Below are 19,985 nucleotides of genomic sequence, written 5' to 3'. Positions count from 1 at the left end.
GCATCATGAACACATCCCCGTTCCAGTCGCAGAGGAGAAAGCCATGAAGGATGCCAGATTTGGACTTTTGATCGTGACCAGCGCCCTCTCTCTTGTTTCCTGCAGCAAAGGCCCAACCCCAGGTGAGGGGCTCACTGCCCTGCAGGCCAGCAGTCTGGGCAGTGTGCTGTCCAGTGAACTGCAGAACCTCACCGCTGCCCTGACAGACACCGATTTCGCCGCTGGATTTTCTGCAGTGAATGCACAGGCCACAGGCAAGCCAGAGTGCGTGACTGCCTCACCTGACCCCACTGCGGATGCAGATGGAGATGGCCTGCCAGACACCGTGACCTACACTTACAATTGCCAGAAGTCTGGACCGGCAGGGAGCAATTCCGTGCAGGGAACCCTCAAATTTGAGGACACCCAGACCGCTCCTGCCCAGGGTGCAAAGGTCACGGCCACCAGCCTGACTTTCTCCCAGAAGGATGCCAGTGGCAACAATGTGCTCTATGAAAGCAGAAATGGGACGCGCACGGCATCAGGCACCACCACCGCAATCAGCGTGGGCAACGACATGACGGTGGTGCGGCAGGTCAGCAGCCAGACGGCTGGAACCCTGAAGAACAAGCTGCAGGTCGCGTTTCAGGCCACGGCGGGCACCATCACAGCAAAATCCCTGCCTGCAGGCACGCTGGAAGTCTCCGGGAATGCCTCCTGGACCCAGGGTGACCTGAACACCGACCTGAACGTGACCACCGTGAATCCCCTCCAGTTTGACCCTGGCTGCGCCTCTGCATTGAAAATCGTTGGAGGTCAGTTGAAAGCCACTTTGACGGGCAGCGGTCCAAAAGGGTACCTGAACGTCACCTTCGGTGCCTGCGGCACAGAGCCCAGCATCAAATTCTTTGCAGTGCCCTGAAATCCATCTTCAATCGAGAGGGCTGAACAGGATTCGGCCCTCTGTTGTTTTTACAGGAGGTTTTCATGTCCTGGCGCATGTTGCTGGTTTTTGTTTCGCTGTCCTGTGCCGCAGGAGCGGTGTTCACCGAAACAGAAACCCTCACCCCCAGACCCACCTACCAGAAAGACACCCAGCCCATCTTGCAGAAGCACTGTGTGGCCTGCCACAGCACAGGGGGAATTGCTCCCTTCAGCCTGGAGTCCTTTCAGGCAGCAGCATCACGGGCAGACCTGATTGCTTACGTGACCACCGAGAAGATCATGCCACCGTGGATGCCGGGAGGCAAAACCCCTCCACTGAAAAACGAACGAAAATTGACCGACCATGAGATCCAGACCCTGGCCCTCTGGGCCGCTGCCGGAGCACCTGAGAAATGAGGCAGAGCATGAAAAGACTGTGTTTTGTTCTGGGCATTCTGATGTCGGGGATGGTGCTGGCCCAGCATGCCCACAGTGCAGCTGCACCTTCAGGGTTTCATCCTGATCTGGACCTCAAAATGGCCCATCCTTACACCCCAGACAGTGCCTACACCGACGATTACCGTTGTTTTGTGCTGGACCCTGGTCTGACCACCGACCGGTACATCACCGGGTATCAGGTGGTCCCCGGAAACCTGCAGGAGGTGCATCACGTGATCCTGTCGATGGTCCCGAAAGAACAGCGGGATCAGGTTCTGGCAAAAGATGGACAGGATGGCCGTCCGGGATGGACCTGTTTCGGAGGGGCTGGAGTGGGTACAGGTGGTGCAAAAGGAGCTGCGGTGCTCCTGGGCCTGAGAGACAGCGGAGTGGACCTGAATCTTGCCTTCCGTGCTTTCCGCACAGGGAATGGTGACCCCCTGAACACCTTGCAGACCTACCAGCAACTGGGAGGAAATCCCATGCAGCTCCTCCAGGCCATGAAGTCCACAGGCATGACTCCAGAAGGTCTGAAGAACAGCTCTCCAGCGCAGCAACTGGGTTCGATGGGGCTGGGAAGCTGGACACCTGGAAGTCAGGCCACCCTGTTCCCTGAAGGCTCAGGCAGGCGGTTTCCTGCAGGATCACTGGTGGTCATGCAGGTTCACTACAACACCCACATGGGTCTGGAGCCCGACCAGTCCACCCTGAAGTTGCAACTCGCACCTGAGGGAAGCACACTTGACCCTCTGAAAGGCATGGTGATGGCGGCTCCAGTGGAAATTCCCTGCATGGGTGACGCTCAGACCCCCCTGTGCAGCAGGGATCAGGCCATTGAAGCCAGCAAGAAGCTGGATGGCCCTGTTGCGGAAGCCAGACCCGTGGGACTCCTGGCAGTCTGCGGAAAGACGCTGGAAGATTACCGGGATAAGGACCCCCGTCAGGCCACCAGCTCATGCGATTATCCCGTGCAGCAGGATGCTCTGGCCGTCGGAGCCATTTTGCACATGCACACGCTCGGTGCCCGTGCAAGTCTTGTCCTGAATCCCGACACTCCGCATGAAATGACTTTGCTGGAGATCCCCCACTGGGATTTCCACTGGCAGGGCGATTACTGGTACCAGAACCCCATTCCCCTGAAAAAAGGAGACACGGTTCGCATTGAATGTGTGTGGGATGCTTCCAGGGCACAAAACCCAAAATACGTGGTGTGGGGAGAGGGCACAGAAGATGAAATGTGCCTGGGGAGCCTGACATTGCGGTCTACCCAGTGATCCGTACCTGTAAAAGAAAAGCACCCTGCAGGGGATTCTGCAGGGTGCCTCAATTCATTCCAGATCGTCTTCGGATTCGCCGTACAGGTCATCCAGGATGGCCTGATAGTGCGCTTCGGGGCTCTTCTCCTCCCATCTGGTGAAGAGGGTGCTGGTGTCATCTCCACCCTCAATCGTCACCACCCTGGCAGGGGAGTAAGGGCCTGCCAGACCTGCGTAGGCTGTGCCCTCGTGGTCGGTGAATTTGTACAGGTAGTAGTCGTACAGGCTGCTTCCCTCTTGTCGGGTGAACTTCTGCACAAACTCCACACTTTCTGGTTCGTAGCCCAGTTCATCGGAGTCGATCAGGACATTGACCAGATCGGAGGCTCCCATGTCCTGCTGGTTGCGGTACTCGGCGGGAAAAAGGTCCAGATGTTCGGCGTCCTGCAGGTAGTCGTAGAGGGTCCAGCGCATTTCGTTGCTGGCGGCCACCTGCTTCACGGCCTCTGCAGGGATTTTCTGGTCGTTGTAAGCCAGGGAGATGACTGCCCAGCCCTGCAGGTAGGGATCATTGAATTTCAGAGCGTCTTGCAACACCTGGTTTGCGTTTCTGGTGTTCAGGAAGCCAATCAGGTCCAGCATCAGGCCCCCAAGGTAACGGTCGTCCAGGTAAGGCTCTTGCCACCTCCAGGCAATGCCTGTGGTTTGCTGGGCGGGGTTCAGACGGGTGGCCAGGGTCCGGTAATCGTTGAGGATGCCTGCTTCTGCACGGCGCAGGTCAGCAATGGACATCCAGTCTTCATACACGTACTCCAGGGCCAGATCATAAATGTCATATTGAAGTTTCGGGTTTCTGGTGTATTGAAAGAGCGTCGGAAAAAGGATTTTGACCGCATCCTTCTGCTCTTTCAGGGCGCTGACCGGAAGGCCATCCAGTGTGGCGGAATGTTTGCCCACCAGACCCAGATAGGTTTTCAGGGCGTCTTTGCTGCCTTCCATGTAGGCCAGGACATCCAGAGCGTACCATTTGGCGTCTGCATCCAGCTTCGGGAACAGGGCCACAAGAGGCTGAATCAGTTTCGGGCTGGGTTTTTCACGCAGGAAAGAGACGAGTTCGGCATTGATGCTGTACTCTCCGTTGGCTGCATATTTTCCTGCTGCAGCATCCAGAATTTTCAGGCCTTCTTTCTCTGTGAAGCCCTCTTCGGACAGCTCTGAAAGTTCGTCCAGAGCATTCTGTCTGGTGGTCTGCTCAGGGCTTTTCAGGTCTTTGAGCAGGCTGTCCAGGGTTGCGGCACTGGCAGCAGAAGACAGGAGGAGTGTGGTTGTGAGCAGTTTTAAATGTAACAATTTCATCACGCCACATGCTAACAGAAGTTGCAGCAAAAATCTCGGGATGTTGTGGCCTAGGGGATTATGCTTAGTGCGTAATGGGCACTTGAAATCTCAAAGGGGCGTATTCAAGCGTTCCTGCGATAAGTCCTCTCAGATCGGGTCCCACTCTGAACTGACCCTGAAGGGAGGGGGCGGTCCTCCATGAACAGGTGCACCAGCTCTGTCAGCAATTCAGGCTGGTCTTCGGGGACCAGGGTTTTGCTGTTTTCCAGCCAGATCAACTGAGATTTCGGGAGGGCGGCGGCCAGTCTGCGGCCAAGTTCCTGGGGGAACAGGCGGTCTTTTTTACCCCACACCACCAGCACGGGTTTCTGGAATCGAGGAAGCCCTTCGGCGGCCTTCTGGGTGTCCCTGGGGTGGATGCCGATGAACAGTTTTCTCAAGTCCCTGCGGATGGCTTTCTGGTTCAGCAGGGGTTGCAGGTACTCATCCATGATTTCCAGAGGTTTCACACTCATGTCGCCCAGCGTAAAAGGCAGGTTGCGAGCGAAAGGAATGCGCAGATTGAGGGCCATCAGGTCCACAAAAGGAGGCCATTTCATGCAGGTCACCAGGTACTGAAACTGGCGAGGGGGAAAGATTTCAAACGCATCACAGTTGGTCAGCACCACCTTCTTCAGGCGCTCCGGACAGCGGTTCATCAGAAACTGGGCCAGTGCCCCTCCAGTGTCGTTGGCCACCACCGTCACCTCCGGCAACTGCAGGCGGTCCATCAGTTCCATGATCACCTGAACCTGACCCTGAGGGCTCAGGTCTGCACTTTCAGGCATGGGCAGGGTGTGGCCTCCCATTGGCAAGGTGGGAGCAATGCAGCGGTAATGTCTTTCGAGTTTCGGGATGATGTTCCTCCAGAGGCGGGCACTCAACATCGCCCCATGAAGAAAAAGGATGGGTTCTCCACTGCCGGTGTCAGAGTACTGCACCGGACCCTGCCTGAGGTCCAGAGTCTTCAAAATGTTCATGCTGACAGTGTGCAGCACGCCACCCTGCAAACACCAGAAAAATTTTTACTTGACCTGCATCGGGATGTAGCTCATGATCCTCGGGTAGTCCAGTTCTCCCAGCAGGGTGTAGGTGAGGCGCAGAGGAAGAATCTCTCCGGTGTCCATCTGAAAATCCATGCGGTGCAGAGCACTGAGCTCCAGATCGTGGTGGTCCTGCCCAGCCTGTTTCCAGGCTGGTGGAAATCCGGGCAGTTGCAGCAGGCTGGAGAGTCGCGCCTGAAACCAGGGCTCCTGCGTTGCAAACTGGTTTTCTCGCCGGAAGGTCAACACATCCCGCACCACCAGATCCCACCAGCCCTGGGTTCCTCCAGAAAGCTTGTGGTACAGCGGCAGGCCTGGATCAAAGGCCAGATGCAACAGGTGACGGGCGTGCTCTGGCAGGGCATGGAACACCTCTGCCTCAACCTGAAACATCTCCAGAACAGCCGCATTGACCGCGTGGATGCTCCAGTCACGGGTGATCAGCACCGAAGGGAAAGGCAGCAGGTTCAGGGTGTCCATGCCCACCTGCAGGGCCTCTGCAAGCTCAGGTCCGGTCAGGTACAGGTTCAGAGGAGCGTATCCAGCAGAGACCAGCAGGCTGTTGCGTTCTGCCAGGGTGCACTCAAAATAATCTGCCAGATCCAGCACCTGGTTGCGTCTGGGAGGATGCCGCACCCCGCCACGCAACATGGCCTTGTAAGAGCTGTACACCAGATCGCACACCTCATCGCGGGTCCAGGTTTTGAACAGGTGGGTCACCCCGGACTGCCTGCGTTTCAGCAGGTCCTCGCAGGTTTCGGCAAAAGGCCTGCATTCGGGGGTCACCTGGGTCAGTAAGGTCATGTTGCTCCTTGTGAATGGGCTCAGTGTACCTCACTGCCCACAGAGAGATCATGTGTGACATCGCTCAAGGGTGAAGAATCGAAGCATCTACAGGTTTTCCCCAGCAAGACTTTGCCCCAGATCCTCATGAAGACACTGCACCATCAGGACATGAAGGGACTTCTGATTGCAGGCGGACTGCTGGTGCTCGTGGTTGCAGGTGTGGCCGTGCGTTCCCTCACCCATCGGCCCATGCCTGAAGACCTGGACCGCCATGTGAGGGAGGGGACAGCTTCAAGAACCCAGCTCAAAACCATCAACCATGTGATCAAGGACAGTGAAGGCAATGTTCTGCTGGACTGCAGGGCAGGGGTCAACCGGCTGCCAGAGGAGCTTCGCGGTCAATACACATGTGAATGATGCAGCTTCTCAAACCGAATTGCCTCTAAGCAAAAAGCCTCTGTGCTGCAAAACAGAGGCTTTGGAAATGCAGGTTTTTATTCTTCAGCAGCCTGGTACCAGTTGCGGTCCCAGCGGTGGTTGTAAAGCTTCTGAACCTGTTCTGCAGGGAGGCCATTGCCATCTGCGAGGGCAACATTGCGTTCCACATTGCGCACACTGCGCATGCCCACAATCACTGTCGAGACAGCCTTGTGGGACAGCACAAAGCGCAAAGCTGTTTCGGGAAGCTGGTCTGTGTTGATGCCCAGATCCTTCTCAATGGCCTGCAGGTGCTCCTGCAACTCTGCTTTGCGGTTCCCACCAAAGTAACGGTGTCTCCAGTCTCCTTCAGGGAACTGGGTTTCAGGGGTGATTTTGCCCGTCAGTCCCCCTTCGTCCAGGGCCACCCGCACAATCACCCCGACGTTGTGCTCCAGGCAGGCGTCCAGCAGACGGTCCTGCGGTCCCTGATCAAAGACGTTGTAAATCACCTGCACACTGTCCACCGCACCCGATTCAATCAGGCGAATGGCGTTTTCAGGCTGGTGGTCGTTGATGGAAATGCCAAAGTGACGGATTTTGCCGTCTTTCTTGAGCTGGTCAATGGCATCTTTCCAGTCGCCCTGGTCGGTCCAGCTGTCGTCCCAGACGTGAAACTGCTGCACGTCGATGTGGGGCAGCCCGAGGTTTTTCAGGCTCTGCTCGGTGCACTGAATCACATGCTCTGCAGGAAATGCATCACTGGCTGGAATGCCTCTGGGTGCAGGCCAGATCATGTTTTTGGGAGGAATCTTGGTGGCGACCAGCACATGCGGGAACTCCCGGATCACCTGACCGACCAGTTCCTCACTGTGTCCGTTCCCGTAGCCCAGAGCGGTGTCAATGAAGTTGCCGCCCAGCTCCACAAAACGGCGCAGGGCTTTCAGGCTTTCATCGTCTTCGGCACCAATCCACATGCTCTGACCGATGCCCCAGGCCCCGTATCCAATTTCTGTGACTTGCAGGCCGGTGCGGCCCAAAGTGCGCTTGATCATGTTGTACCTCCTGACCTGTTATACCCGATGTTTTTTTGTCGCTTTGTGAATTTCAGCGACAACCTTCTCTATTTCTGCAGGTTTTCAGGAAGTTTGCAGATGGACTTGATTTCAGCAGCTCACGCTCCGACCTTTTTCCTCCTCAAAATGTCTTTTGGAAGCTGTGCCTTCCAGAGCATCAAAGCTCCAGGATTTGCGATCAGATGGGGCTGGCTGGCATCCTGACCGCAAAGCACTCCACCAATTCACCGCTGGAGCGGTCCCGAGCTTTTGGAGCAAGTGGTCCTGGACCTGCAGGAAATCCTGATGGTGTTGTTTCAATTGTTCCAGTGCAAAGGGCTGTATCAGAGGATGCAGCACAAAATTTCCTGGATCATCTGCTAAAAGGAGCAAGGCATGATCATGCAGCTCAAGCAGGTGTCGTGGCTCTGCCCCTGTTGCGTGCTGGGCCAGTCGCAGGTCAAATTTCCCCCTGAGGGCAGCGAGTCCAGGCAACACTGTGCGGGTTTCTGCAGCCAGCATCTTGCAGGTGTTCACAAACACATCCCTGAGATCGGCAGAAACTGGATGGTCAGAGCACTCAAAACCCGCTTCCAGTTTGAGCTGAATGGCCGAGAGGGAGTGCCCCCGGCTCCATGTGGCAGCAGACTGTATTGCCAGAGGAGATCCCGCCACCTGATCGCAAATGGATTCGATCAAATCGATTTCTGCAGGATGCTGTCGTCTGCGGGTGGTTACAACAACATCGCTTACGAAATGATGCACTGGCCTGTTTGCGGTTTGAGAAGCAGGCCACCCAGAAAAAGACAGGGATGGCGCCAACCTGACAGTGCTGGCTGTTTCAACTGGAAGGATTCTGCTGCTCTTCCCACGCCACCCGATTGCGGCCTGACCGTTTGGCCTGGTACAGCCTCAGGTCTGCCTGCTGCACCAGTGAGGAAACCTCTTCCTGCTGGGGTGGATGCACGCAGGCCACCCCCATGCTCAGGGTCACCTGAGCAGACACCTCCGAGTGCAGGTGCGGAAGGTGACGTTGCTGGAGCAACTGTTGAACCCGCTCAGCGACCCGCAAAGCACCTGCAAGATCGGTCTCTGGGAGAAGAATGGCAAATTCCTCACCACCATATCTGGCCGGAAAATCATGCTTGCGCACTGCAGTGGCAAGCACCTCTGCCACTGCCCGCAGACAGGCATCCCCTTGCAGGTGCCCGTAATGGTCGTTGTACTTCTTGAAGAAGTCCACATCACACAGGATCAAACCCAGAGGTTTCCCATTGCGGGTGTGGGCGCTCCAGAACTGCCGAAGGCGGTCATTGAAGGCGGTCCGGTTGTAAATCTGGGTGAGCCCATCCAGAAAGGCAGAGCGTTGCAGCTCGGCGTTGGCTTCCTGCAGGGCCTCCTGTGCCCTGCGGCGCTCCTGAATCTCTGCTTGCAGTTCACGGGTGCGAAGCTGCACCTGTTGCTCCAGGTTCTCGGTATAAGCCTTGAGCATCTGCTGTTGCCTGTACTGTTGCAAGGCACTGCTGAGGGTGTTCGCCAGAGAAGCCTCATCGAAAAACAGAAAACTGGGAGGCTGGTACACCAGATGCCCCATGAACCCTTCTGCATCAAAAAGAGGGGTGACCACCAGATGGTCCTGCTCCAGCAGGGACTGCATGGACGGTGGAAGCAGCATGGAAGGGACAAAAGGAGCCGCATCCAGTGGTTCATCAAAACCTTCATAGAGGGCCACCTGGGCATGGCCTTGAGGGGTGCGCAGAACCAGCAGGAATTTCTGGATGTCCAGGTCGGTCAGGTGACGGTGAATTTCGAACAGCAGATCGGTCCAGGTGGGGGCTTTGAAGAGTGTGGGGATGGACATGGAGACCGCAATGGACCGCACCCTGCGCCTTGAGTGCAGCATCTGCAGGGCACTCGAAAGGATGTGGTGCGACTCTTCTTTCAGGTCGGACAGTTTCACCAGGGTTTCGCGATCCCGGTTCATTTCCATGTGCTGAAACGTCTGACCCAGCAGGTGTTGCCAGAACATGAACTCCTCATCCAGCTGTGGCCTTCCCAGCAGCATTTTTCGCCAGAATTTCAGGAAGCTGCTGGCCCGATTTTCCTGCAGAGACAGATGCAACTGCTCAAGTGCCCGCTGTTGCAGCTCAGGGCCATTGACCGGCGAAAAGGTCTTTCCAGCCACCAGATCCTGCCCCTGAATTGCAGAGTTGCCGCACGACTCCCGGATGACCAGTTCACAGGGAACATGGACCACAGTTTCGTCCTGGGGCCCCTGCATGACCTTCATCAGGGTGCGAACCGCCTGCCTGCCCTGTTCAAAGAAGGATTGTCTGACGGTGGTGAGGGCCGGTACCACATGCTGAAACTCCTCGCTGTCGTCAAAACCCGTGACCGCCACCTGATCTGGAACGATCAAGCCATTGCGACTGAGGGTGTCAATGGCCGCCTGGGCCATTTCGTCGTTGGCGCACACCACCACATCAAAATCCCGGGTGATTTTCAGCAGTTGCTCCAGGGCCACCTGGGTGTCATGGAAGGCAAAATTCCCGGTCAGATAGTGATGCTCTGGAACATCGAGCCCATATTGCTGCATTTTTTCCCTGAAAATGCCTTCCCGCACATCGGAATCGAGAAGCCCTCGAATGCCCCGCACAAACACAAAACTTCTGAAGCCACGGTTCAACACCAGATGGTCCAGCAGGGCCTCCATCCCTGAACGGTTGTCGATCAGCACGCTGGGGGCACCCTCAACGGTTCGGCCCAGGCACACCGTCGGCATCGGGCGGAAACGGTGGACGAATTCCTGCAAATCACCGTCCGTACAGTGAACCCCCATCGACATGGCAAAGACGATCAGGCCATCGTATTCTTCTGGTTGCACCAGACCATACACCTGATTGGCCTGCCTGAAATTGGCAGATGGGGCATTCAAAAAACGCCCGATCACCGCCGTGCAAACCATCCCCTCCTGGTCCAGCTGGGAGCGAATGCCAGCCAGGATGGTGGTGTGATAAGGATGGAAGTACTCCATCAGCACAGCAACCTTGCGGGTCATGGGTGGCCTTTCTCCCTGTGGATGGGAAGGAATGGGAATGCAAGGAGCTTGTGAAATCGCATCTTCTGTCCTCATTTATGGGTGTGAGGTTCCAGATTGTGGGCCATCAGAGCAGGAGGTCTGATCTTCAGAATAAACCATTGGGCACGAAATGACAGATCTCAGAAAGGCAGGTAAGAGGTTTCCCTGACCAAGTTCTGAGCCAGAACATTCTGCTGGGACCTGAAAAGAAACTGCTCCACAGGCCATTCAAAACCAGTGCCCTCAGGGGGGTCCAGAGGGCCTGATCAAAGAGAAAGATGACCAGTGAATGTGGCAGGTGCGGTAGGGGTTGTCCTGGTTGGCTGCATGGAGCGGGCTGGGTGTTTTCTGGTCAGAAGGGCAGGAGATGGGTTGAAATCACAAAGGACTGTTTCTGGACCAGTGCACCTCTCCCTTTGACACCTGCAGTTGTGTTCAGGCACAGGGATGTCGGCATTGATGCTGGCTTCAGCATGAGGACCAGCCGTCTGTGAAGCATTGGTTTCAGGATTCGGCTTTTTCCTTGACCTGGAAGAGAATTTTGGTGTTCCGTCTCTGATTGCCCATGTGATGGATGACGGTTCTGGTTTGCTTGCTGTACAGACCACCAAACAGACCCCCTGATCCATTGAGGTCAGGGGGTCTGAAAAAACTGGGCACCACACTGCTGACCCTGCTCAGGCCAGAACAGGAACCTCTTCAGCCACAATCACATCGCGGGGCTTCAGGGTGAGGGTGCCAGAAAGGTGCTGATCGTTCAGCAGGTTTTGAAGGCTCCTGCTGCCGAGGTTGACTTCAACTTCTGCTGCATTGTGGTTGAGCAGGAACAGGAAGTCCCGACCTCCCTTGCTGCGACGGGTGGCTTCCACACCCGTCGGCAGGTTTTCGAGGACAGGCTTCAAGTGGGCTTCCTGACAGAGGTGGTGCACCAGACCTTGCAGAAAAGCCTCTTCAGGACTGGTCGCCACGTAATAGGCTGTGCCCTTGCCATAAAGGTTGCGGGTGAGGGCAGGATGGCCTGCATAGAAATCAGAGCCGTAAGTGGCCAGCACCTCTGCACCACCCAGGCGCAACAGGTCAAAAAGCAGGTTGCATTCATAGGTTCCAGATAAACCGCCCAGATCAGCCTGCATCACGATGCTGTTTTTCTGCCCAGGAGGCAGGGCGTCGATTTCCTCACTCCACAGCCCGAACACCTCTCGCAGAGGACCAGGGGCACCCCCTCTGAACACGCGGTCACTGGCATCTGCCACTCCGGTCAGGAAACTGCTGACCAGCGTTCCACCGTTTTGCACGAAGGAGGTCACAGCCTCCACATCCTCAGGGTGCAGCAGGTACATCACCGGAGTCACCAGCAGACGGTATTTTGAAAGGTCTGAACCCGGACCCACCACATCCACCTGAATTCCAGCCCGGTTGAAGGCACTGTAATACCGGGAGACCTGATTCATGTAATGCAGGTCCACACTGGGACCGGCAGAATTTTCTGAGGCCCACCAGCTGTCCCAGTCGAACCACAGGGCCACCTCGCTGTCCAGGGTTGAACCAATCAGATCAGGACCCAGTTTCTGCAACTCTGCTCCCAGAGCTGCCACTTCCCTGAAGACACGGGTGTCGTTTCGGCCCGTGTGGTCAATCACTGCCCCGTGGAATTTCTCACAGGCTCCAACAGACTGGCGCATCTGAAAGAACAGCACCGAATCCGCACCGTGCGCCACCGCCTGATAACTTCCCAGACGCATCTGCCCGGGGCGTTTCACCCAGTTGTAAGGTTGCCAGTTGGTCTGGCTCGGGGTCTGCTCCATCAAGAGGAAAGGCTGCCCGTCCTTGATGCCACGCATCAGGTCATGGATCAGCGACGTGTGGGAGTAAGGCTGGGTGGGGGAGGGGTAACAGTCCCAGCTCACCACGTCCATCTTTTTCGCCCAGTCGCGGTAATTGTACTGTTTGTAAGCCCCCATCAGGTTGGTGGTGATGACAGCATCTGGGATGTGTTTTCGGATGGCCTCATGTTCCAGGGTGTAACACTCCAGGTGGTTGTCCGAGTTGAAGCGGGTGTAATCCAGCACCAGGCCCTGCTGGCACATGCCACGTTCAGCCCACTGCACCGTGAGCTGGTTCGGCACCACAATCTCATCCCAGTCGGTGAGGGTCTGGCTCCAGAAGGTGGTGTTCCAGGCCTGGTTCAGGGCGTCCAGGGTCTGGTAGCGGTTTTTCAGCCAGGCCCTGAAGGACTTTTCGCAGTTCTCGCAGTAGCAGATCCCGGTGTACTCATTGGAAACATGCCACAGGGCAATGGTGTCCTCGTCTTTGTAGCGTTTTGCAAGTTCTTCGGCCAGTCTGGGGGCAAAGTGGCGGTAAGTGGGACTGGAGGGGCAGGAGTTGTGTCGGTCTCCATACTTGCGTTTGCGTCCCTGAAAATCCACCCGCAGGATGTCCGGGTATTTTGTTGCCATCCAGGCCGGGTGAGCAGCCGTGGACGTGGCCATGCAGGCCAGCATGCCATTCGCTTTGAGCAGGGCCAGCATTTCATCCAGCAGCGAAAAATCGTAGGTCTCCTCGCTGGGTTGCAGTCGGGTCCAGGCAAACACATTGATGGTCAGGAGGTCAATCCCGGCCTCTTTGAACATCTCGATGTCCTGGTCCCAGATTTCGCGCTCCCACTGTTCAGGGTTCCAGTCGCCGCCGTAAGGGATTTTTTTCATGCCGAGGTCAATCATGTGGGTTCTCCTTTTGAAGAAGTGGACAGTTTACAGGCGACAGTTCACAGAAAAGGCTTGTGAGACAGTCAACTGTAAACGGTGAACTGTAAACTTTTTTGCTCTCCAGCCTTCCAGCTCAGGTCCCGAATGGTGTGCCCGTAACGCACCTGTGCTGTACACGGAAAGCTGGATTCGATTTCTGCAGAAGTCAGTGCTCCATTTTCCCAGCTCAGGCTGACTGTGAAACCTCCACGCGCTTTCAGGCCCCTGACCTGGCCAGACGGCCAGTTGGCAGGGAGGGCAGGCAGCAGGTGAATGACCCCTCCGTGACTTTGCAGCAGCATTTCTGCGATGGCTGCAGCCCCTCCGAAATTGCCATCGATCTGGAAAGGAGGGTGGTCATCGAGCAGGTTGGGGAGGGTGGAATGTGTCAGCAGTTTGTGCAGCATGCCGTAGGCTTTTTCGCTGTCCTGCAGTCTGGCGTATAGGTTCGCGGTCCAGGCAGCACTCCATCCGGTGTGACCACTGCCATGCGCCATGCGCTCTGAGAGGGTCACACGGGCTGCATTTTTGAGGGTCTCATCAAAGAGATCCGCAGGATGCAGGCCATAAAGGTGTGACATGTGACGGTGGCCTTTTTCTGCCTCTTTAAACTCCTGGTCCCATTCCAGCACCTGACCCCTTGAACCCACCCTGAAAGGGGCAAGTCGAGGAAGGGCATGGCGGATCTCGGTTTGAAGTTCAGGTTCTGTGTCCAGCAGTTCGCAGGCCTGCAGTGTGAAGGAAAGGACATCCCTGATGATGCCCAGATCCATGGCTGTGGATTGGCTGACCGCGCAACGGTTGCCTTCTTCATCCAGGAACAGGTTCTCTGGACTGGTGGAAGGCGAGGTGCCCAGCATCCCATCCTGTTGTTCCACCATCCAGTCCAGCAGGAAACGGCTGGCTCCGGCAATCACATGCAGGGCACGGTTTCGCAGGAAGGCTTCATCACGGGTGAACAGAAAGTGTTCCCACAGGTGACGGGAAAGCCATGCGCCCCCCATCGGCCAGAAAGCCCAGGTTGCGTTTCCATTGGTGGGGGTGGTCATGCGCCAGAGGTCGGTGTTGTGGTGGGCCGCCCAGCCTCTGGCCCCATAGTGAATGCGTGCAGTGCGCTTTCCAGCCTCAGACAGGTCGGCCAGCAAGTCAAAGAGCGGCAGCGCACACGCACTGAGGTTGCAACTTTCCGCCATCCAGTAGTTCATCTGGGTGTTGATGTTGATGGTGTAGTCGCTGCACCAGGGCGGGGTCACATGAGGGTTCCAGATGCCCTGCAGGTTCGCAGGTTCTCCCCCTTCCCGGGAACTGGCGATCAGCAGGTAACGTCCATACTGAAAATACAGGGCTTCCAGTTCAGGATCAGGCTGTCCTGATCTGTACTCCACCAGACGCTGGTCGGTGGGAATTTCACTTCTGCTTTTGGCGGTTTTCAAATCCAGGGTGACCCGACCAGACAGGTTCTGGTGGTCCTGCACATGACGTGCTTTCAGTTCATCCCAGGTTTTTTGAGCGGCCCTTTCCAGAATCCCTCTGCATTTTGCTTCAGGACGTGGATCTTCAGGATCAGGCATGACTTTCCAGCCCTGATGGTTGGATGCCGCTGTGAGCAGCAGGGTGAAACTTCTGGCCCCCCGAATCATCAGACCCTCGCCAGAGGGGACAACGGCTCCCCCTTCAGCCTGCACCTGCATCAGGCAGCAAAACCTCAAACCCAGTTCATTCTCGTACAGCACAGGTGCGGGATGGTCCTGGAAATAATTGTCCACCACCCGGCTCGGCAACTGGCCCTTCAGAAGCAGGGAAGATCCTTCCGCCTGCACGGTATGAGGATGGGGGGTTTCCAGGGTGAGTTGCAGGTCTGGCAAATCCCCTTCTTCTGCCATCCATCGGAAAGCCAGGATCTGATCCGGGTGACTGACAAAGGCCTCTCGAAGTTCCATTGTCCCTTCAAGCTGGTACTGCACAGTGTGCAGGCCCGTGTCCAGTGAAAGGACCCTCTGGTAGGCTGCTGTTTCTGCTTCACTGCTCGAACGAATGTGCAGGGCTCCAAGGGGTTGATACGCCTCTGGAGACCTTCCCAGCATGTGGCGTTCAATGTGCTGCTGGGCCTCCCAGTGCTCTCCACTGGCGAGCAATTCCCGAACTTTTTTGAGGTGCCTTCGGGCATCGTAGTTGATGTCGTCTCTGGGGAAACCGGACCAGAGGGTGCATTCGTTCAGGTCAATGCGTTCTGCCTGGATGCCACCGTGAACCATTCCTCCCAGCCGTCCATTGCCGATGGGGAGGGCTTCATTCCAGCAGCTTGCAGGTTGTGTGTAATGGAGTCGCGTTGACATTTAAACCTCTGGAAAAACCCCCCTGAATGGGGGGACCTTTGCGAGTGAAACGATCAGGTGGAGGGAGCCTGGACTTCAGCCTTTGACGGCACCCAGTGTCATGCCAGCGACGAAGTAGCGTTGCAGGAAGGGGTACACCAGCAGAATCGGCAGGGTGGTGACCATGGTGATGGCCATCTTGATGGATTCGGGGCTCACCTGTTGCATGTTGCGCGCCATGTCGTTGCTGTTCACGGCATCCTGTCCGGTCTGGGTGGACTGCAGGATTTTCATCAGCTCGAATTGCAAGGTTGAAAGGTCTGGGTTGGAGCCGTTGAACAGGTAGGTGTCGAACCAGGAGTTCCACTGGCCCACCGCAATGAAGAGGGCTGCAGTGGCAAGAACAGGCTTGCACAGCGGCAGGATCACCCGCCAGAAGATGGTGAAATCATTGGCTCCGTCCAGCTTGGCAGATTCCTGAAGTTCGTAGGGCAGGCCGTCAATGAAGGAACGGATCATGAAGATGAAGAAAACGTTGACGATGCCGGGCAGGATGTACACCGTGAAGGTGTTCATCAGTTGCAGGTCCCGGATCAGGATGAAGAAAGGCACCAGACCACCAGAGATGTACATGGTGATGGCGAGGTAGCGGGAGAGGAAGTGACGGAACACAAAATCCTTGCGGGAGAGCACGTAAGCCACCATGGAGCAGGCAAAGAGGCTCAAGATGGTTCCGAGCACGGTGCGGGCCACACTGATGAAAAAGGCATGTGGAATGGTCCCAAAGGAAAAGATGGTCTTGTAGTTGTCCAGGGTGAATTCCCTGGGGAAGATGGTCACGCCACCCTTCACGGTGTCCGAAGAGGAGTTGAAGCTCACGGCCAGCACGTTCAGAAAGGGGTAGAGGGTCACGATCACCACAAGAACCATCACGATGACAATGGCAATGTCGATGATGCGGTCAGAGATGGAAGGTTTCTGGAAACCGTTTCGGTAAGGGGAGTGGCTCATATGACGCTTTCTCCTGTGCGTTTCTTGAAGAAGCCGTTGGCGGTGAAGAGCAGCAACACACCCACCACACTGTTGACCACGGCAATGGCAGTTCCGAAGGAGAAGTTGTTCTGCCCGATGCCGTATTTCAGGGCGTAGAGGTCCAGCACCTGACTGGCATCACTGACCAGGGGGTTGCCAAGCAGCATCTGTTTTTCATACCCGATGGCGATCAGGTGCCCGATGGACAGCACCAGCAGGATGATGATGACGCTGGAAATTCCAGGCAGGGTCACGTGCCGCATCAGTTGCCAGCGGTTTGCTCCATCGACTTTGGCGGCTTCATACAGGCTGTGGTCGATGGCCGTGATGGCAGACAGGTAGATGATGGTGTTCCAGCCGAGTTCTTTCCAGAGGTCTGCGAGCACCACGATCAGCCAGAAGTATTCGCTCTTGGCCATGAACTGCACTTTTTCGTATCCGAACATGGCAATCAGCTGGTTGACTGGACCATCGTCTGTGGAGAGCATTTTGTACACCAGACCTGACACCACCACCCAGCTCACGAAGTGGGGGAGGTAAGAAACAGTCTGCACAAAGCGTTTGAACATTCCGTTTCTGAGCTCGTTGAGCATCAGGGCGAAAATGATGGGCATGGTGAATCCGATCAGAAGCCCAAGAATGCTCATCCCCAGGGTGTTTTTCAGGGCCAGGTAGAAGTTGGGGTCCTGAAACATCTTGACGAAGTTGTCAAAACCCACCCATTCCTGTTCAAAGAAACTCCTGGACGGACGGTATTTTTGAAAGGCCATGGTCCAGCCCCAGATGGGGATGTAACTGAAAATGAAGACCAGAATGGCGAAGGGGACGCTCATGAAGAGCAGGTACTTCTGATCAACAAGGGTGCGCCAGAGACCTTTTTTGACTTTCTTTTCGGCGGGGATGGTGCGTTCCATCTGCATTTTCCTGCCTCCTTGTTCAGGGGTGAAAGGGCTGTCCAGGGGCAGTCAGGTTGGCCCACTTTTCTGGCCCAGCGTGAAATCTCTGGCCGTTTTGTGTTTGTTGAGTCTGTCCAAAGGATACTATCGAAACGGTTCGATTGTCAATTGTGGCAATGCTGTATGTTCGCGCTCACAACCGCCTCTGGAACTCATTTTTGTCATCTTTCCGTCGCAAAACGATTTCGGTTTTTGAGGGACAGAAGACACCCAACCACCTGCAACAACAGAAGGTGGGCTGGGAAAGTCCAGCCCACCTGATCGGTCAGACGGGAACAGCTTCAGTGGTGAGGACCCTTACAGGTTGATCGCTTCCAGCGACCTTCAGGGTGTAGGGGCGCACGTTTCCAGTGTGCTTGACCCGGTAAGCGTCCCCTTCACGGGTAACGGTGATGGTGTAGTCCACCTCACCAGACAGGGTGGGCACAGTGGCACTGGCAGATTGACCATCATCAAGCTGGTAGATGGTGAGCACAGCCTCATCGCCAAAGTCATAGTCGGCACGGGTTTCAACGCTGCCAGAGGCCAGAAGGGTTCCAGGTTTCACCAGCAGAGGCATGCTCATGAAGTCATGCTGCTCACGCACCCAGCGACCCCCCTGCACTGTTCTTCCGGTGAAGAGATCCGTCCAGATCCCTTCAGGGACGTAGTATTCGGCAACGCTGTCAGGGTTGAAGACCGGAGCCACCAGCAGGGAAGAGCCCAGCATGTACTGCCTGTCGAGTGTGTGGCAGGCTGGATCTTGAGGGAATTCCAGCATCATGGCCCGCATCATGGGGATGCCGGTTTTGTGGGTGTGCACGGCCTCCTGGAACAGGTAGGGCATCAGGCGGTTTTTCAGGCTGGAAAAGTGGCGCAGCACATCCACCGCTTCATCATCAAAGAGCCAGGGCACCCGGTAACTCGTGGACCCGTGCAGACGGCTGTGGGAGCTCATCAGGCCAAAGGCAATCCAGCGTTTGTACAGTTCAGCCGGCGGCATGCCTTCAAATCCGCCAATGTCATGGCTCCAGAATCCGAAGCCAGAAAGGGTCAGGGACAGGCCGCCACGCAGGCTCTCGGCCATGCTTTCAAAGGTCGAGTCGCAGTCGCCGCCCCAGTGCACCGGGAACTGCTGGCATCCGGCAGTTGCAGACCGGGCGAAGAGTGCCGCCTCTCCGGTTTCCTCCTGCAGGGCCTCAAAAACGACCCTGTTGTACAGGTAGGGGTAGAAGTTGTGCATCTTCTCGGGATCACTGCCATCAAACCAGGCGACATCCTCGGTGGGAATGCGCTCACCGAAATCGGTTTTGAAGCTGTCCACGCCCATGCGGGTCAGGCGCTTCATGTGGGCTGCAAACCACAGGCAGGCTTCTGGGTTGGTGAAATCCACAATGCCCATGCCCGGTTGCCAGAGGTCCCACTGCCACACGCTGCCATCTTTGCGTTTCAGCAGATAACCCTTGCTGGCGGCCTCAGCAAAGAGGGGAGAGCGCTGGGCAATGTAGGGGTTGATCCACACGCAGACCTTCAGGCCCCGATCATGCAGGCGTTGCAGCATGGCTTCGGGATCGGGGAACACTTCCGGGTCCCACTCGAAATCGCACCACCTGAAAGCCCGCATCCAGAAGCAGTCAAAGTGGAACACCGACAGGGGCAGGTCTCGCTCTGCCATGCCGTCCAGGAAGCTGTTGACAGTGCCCTCGTCATAACTGGTGGTGAAAGAGGTGGTGAGCCACAGCCCGAAACTCCATGCAGGAGGCAATGCAGGCTTGCCGGTGAGCTGGGTGTATTTCTCCAGAATCTCTTTGGGGCTGGGGCCGTAAATCACGAAGTATTCCAGGCTCTCACTAGGAACGCTGAACTGCACCCGTGAAACCTTCTCGCTGGCAACCTCAAAGTCCACCTGCTCGGGCTGGTTCACAAACACACCATAGCCGTGGTTGGTCAGGTAGAACGGGACGTTTTTGTAGGCCTGATCGCTTCCGGTGCCCCCGTCACGGTTCCAGATCTGCACGGTCTGGCCGTTTTTGATGAAGGAGGTGAAACGTTCACCGAGGCCGTAGACCAGTTCGCCCACACCCAGGGTCAGCTGCTCATGAACGAAAGCACCCTCTTTTTCACTCTTGATGTATCCGGTGCCCCGGGATGGGCTGCGGGTCACCACTTTGCCATCGGCAAGAAACTCAATTCCGTAGTTTTTGCGGTTCACCCGGGCGGTCAGTTTTCCTGCGGTCAGGGTGGCAAACTGGCCGTTCAGGTCAATGGTGGGACCGCTGTCCTCTGCAAAGAGGGGAAAGTGAGGGCCTGGATTGTTGACCCCCTCAAAGTGGCTGATGCGAACCCGGATCACGTCTTCTATAGGAGAGGACAGGCGGATGGTCAGCACAGGACCTTCGAGGGTGTCCCCCCGGTGACGGATGTGGCGGGTGGGAGCGTACAGTTCAAGCTCCTGCCCTTTGTTTTCCGCCTCGAAGACTTCGGCAGGGTAATGGGCTTTGATCCCTGGCTGCAGCAGCCAGTTTCCATCGGTGAACTTCATCTTGACCTCGTGGAAGGGAGAAAGGGGGTCTTTACAGCACGGGAAGCAGAGGGGTATGGGGAC

Annotated in this window: 15 protein-coding genes; 4 read left to right on the top strand and 11 right to left on the bottom strand. The window is 56.3% G+C overall.

Annotated features, from left to right (window positions below):
• Positions 1–43 precede the first annotated feature (43 nt).
• The 3 genes from DC3_RS14295 (at position 44) to DC3_RS14285 (ending at position 2,615) form a co-directional block, all read left to right on the top strand.
• Positions 44–901 (top strand): hypothetical protein, encoded by an 858-nt coding sequence (locus DC3_RS14295; protein ID WP_146885408.1) that lies wholly within the window; start codon positions 44–46, stop codon positions 899–901.
• A 65-nt stretch (positions 902–966) separates the two neighbouring features.
• Complete coding sequence (locus DC3_RS14290) at positions 967–1,320, top strand: c-type cytochrome (protein WP_146885407.1); 354 nt, start codon at positions 967–969, stop codon at positions 1,318–1,320.
• 8 nt (positions 1,321–1,328) lie between these two features.
• On the top strand, positions 1,329–2,615 hold the full coding sequence (locus DC3_RS14285) for a monooxygenase (RefSeq protein ID WP_146885405.1): 1,287 nt from the start codon (positions 1,329–1,331) through the stop codon (positions 2,613–2,615).
• 54 nt (positions 2,616–2,669) lie between these two features.
• Here the strand turns inward: DC3_RS14285 and DC3_RS14280 are convergent, their stop codons facing one another.
• The 3 genes from DC3_RS14280 to DC3_RS14270 all read right to left on the bottom strand — a co-directional run bounded on the left by DC3_RS14280 (position 2,670) and on the right by DC3_RS14270 (position 5,821).
• Positions 2,670–3,953, bottom strand: coding sequence for a hypothetical protein (locus DC3_RS14280; protein ID WP_146885403.1), 1,284 nt, complete (start codon positions 3,951–3,953; stop codon positions 2,670–2,672).
• Positions 3,954–4,057: 104 nt separating this feature from the next.
• On the bottom strand, positions 4,058–4,954 hold the full coding sequence (locus tag DC3_RS14275) for an alpha/beta fold hydrolase (protein WP_146885401.1): 897 nt from the start codon (positions 4,952–4,954) through the stop codon (positions 4,058–4,060).
• A gap of 45 nt (positions 4,955–4,999) precedes the next feature.
• Positions 5,000–5,821 (bottom strand): MmyB family transcriptional regulator, encoded by an 822-nt coding sequence (locus DC3_RS14270; RefSeq protein ID WP_146885400.1) that lies wholly within the window; start codon positions 5,819–5,821, stop codon positions 5,000–5,002.
• A 150-nt stretch (positions 5,822–5,971) separates the two neighbouring features.
• Between DC3_RS14270 and DC3_RS14265 the strand changes: the two genes are divergently transcribed.
• On the top strand, positions 5,972–6,220 hold the full coding sequence (locus DC3_RS14265) for a hypothetical protein (protein WP_146885398.1): 249 nt from the start codon (positions 5,972–5,974) through the stop codon (positions 6,218–6,220).
• Between the two features lie 77 nt (positions 6,221–6,297).
• Here the strand turns inward: DC3_RS14265 and DC3_RS14260 are convergent, their stop codons facing one another.
• From DC3_RS14260 to yicI, 8 genes are all read right to left on the bottom strand, one after another.
• Positions 6,298–7,275 carry an aldo/keto reductase gene (locus tag DC3_RS14260; RefSeq protein WP_146885396.1) on the bottom strand — a complete coding sequence of 326 codons (978 nt, stop codon included), beginning with the start codon at positions 7,273–7,275 and terminating at the stop codon, positions 6,298–6,300.
• Positions 7,276–7,386: 111 nt separating this feature from the next.
• Complete coding sequence (locus tag DC3_RS14255; RefSeq protein WP_146885395.1) at positions 7,387–7,974, bottom strand: hypothetical protein; 588 nt, start codon at positions 7,972–7,974, stop codon at positions 7,387–7,389.
• Between the two features lie 142 nt (positions 7,975–8,116).
• The gene (locus DC3_RS14250; RefSeq protein WP_186816041.1) at positions 8,117–10,333 is read right to left on the bottom strand and encodes a diguanylate cyclase domain-containing protein; all 2,217 of its coding nucleotides are present in this window, start codon (positions 10,331–10,333) and stop codon (positions 8,117–8,119) included.
• 698 nt (positions 10,334–11,031) lie between these two features.
• Positions 11,032–13,074, bottom strand: coding sequence for a beta-galactosidase (locus DC3_RS14245; protein ID WP_146885391.1), 2,043 nt, complete (start codon positions 13,072–13,074; stop codon positions 11,032–11,034).
• Between the two features lie 68 nt (positions 13,075–13,142).
• The gene (locus tag DC3_RS14240; RefSeq protein WP_146885389.1) at positions 13,143–15,434 is read right to left on the bottom strand and encodes a glycoside hydrolase family 95 protein; all 2,292 of its coding nucleotides are present in this window, start codon (positions 15,432–15,434) and stop codon (positions 13,143–13,145) included.
• A gap of 75 nt (positions 15,435–15,509) precedes the next feature.
• A complete protein-coding gene (locus tag DC3_RS14235) occupies positions 15,510–16,424 on the bottom strand; it encodes a carbohydrate ABC transporter permease (protein WP_146885387.1) in 915 nt (304 codons plus the stop codon).
• Positions 16,421–17,359 carry an ABC transporter permease gene (locus tag DC3_RS14230; protein WP_222594769.1) on the bottom strand — a complete coding sequence of 313 codons (939 nt, stop codon included), beginning with the start codon at positions 17,357–17,359 and terminating at the stop codon, positions 16,421–16,423. Before DC3_RS14230 ends, DC3_RS14235 begins: the two co-directional genes overlap by 4 nt.
• Before the next feature lie 307 nt (positions 17,360–17,666).
• Complete coding sequence (gene yicI / locus DC3_RS14225; protein WP_146885383.1) at positions 17,667–19,922, bottom strand: alpha-xylosidase; 2,256 nt, start codon at positions 19,920–19,922, stop codon at positions 17,667–17,669.
• Positions 19,923–19,985 lie beyond the last annotated feature (63 nt).

The organism is Deinococcus cellulosilyticus NBRC 106333 = KACC 11606, from assembly GCF_007990775.1.
Classification (GTDB): domain Bacteria; phylum Deinococcota; class Deinococci; order Deinococcales; family Deinococcaceae; genus Deinococcus_C; species Deinococcus_C cellulosilyticus.
The sequence above is the reverse complement of the archived record's forward strand: the minus strand, read 5'-3'. Positions and strand labels throughout refer to the sequence as shown.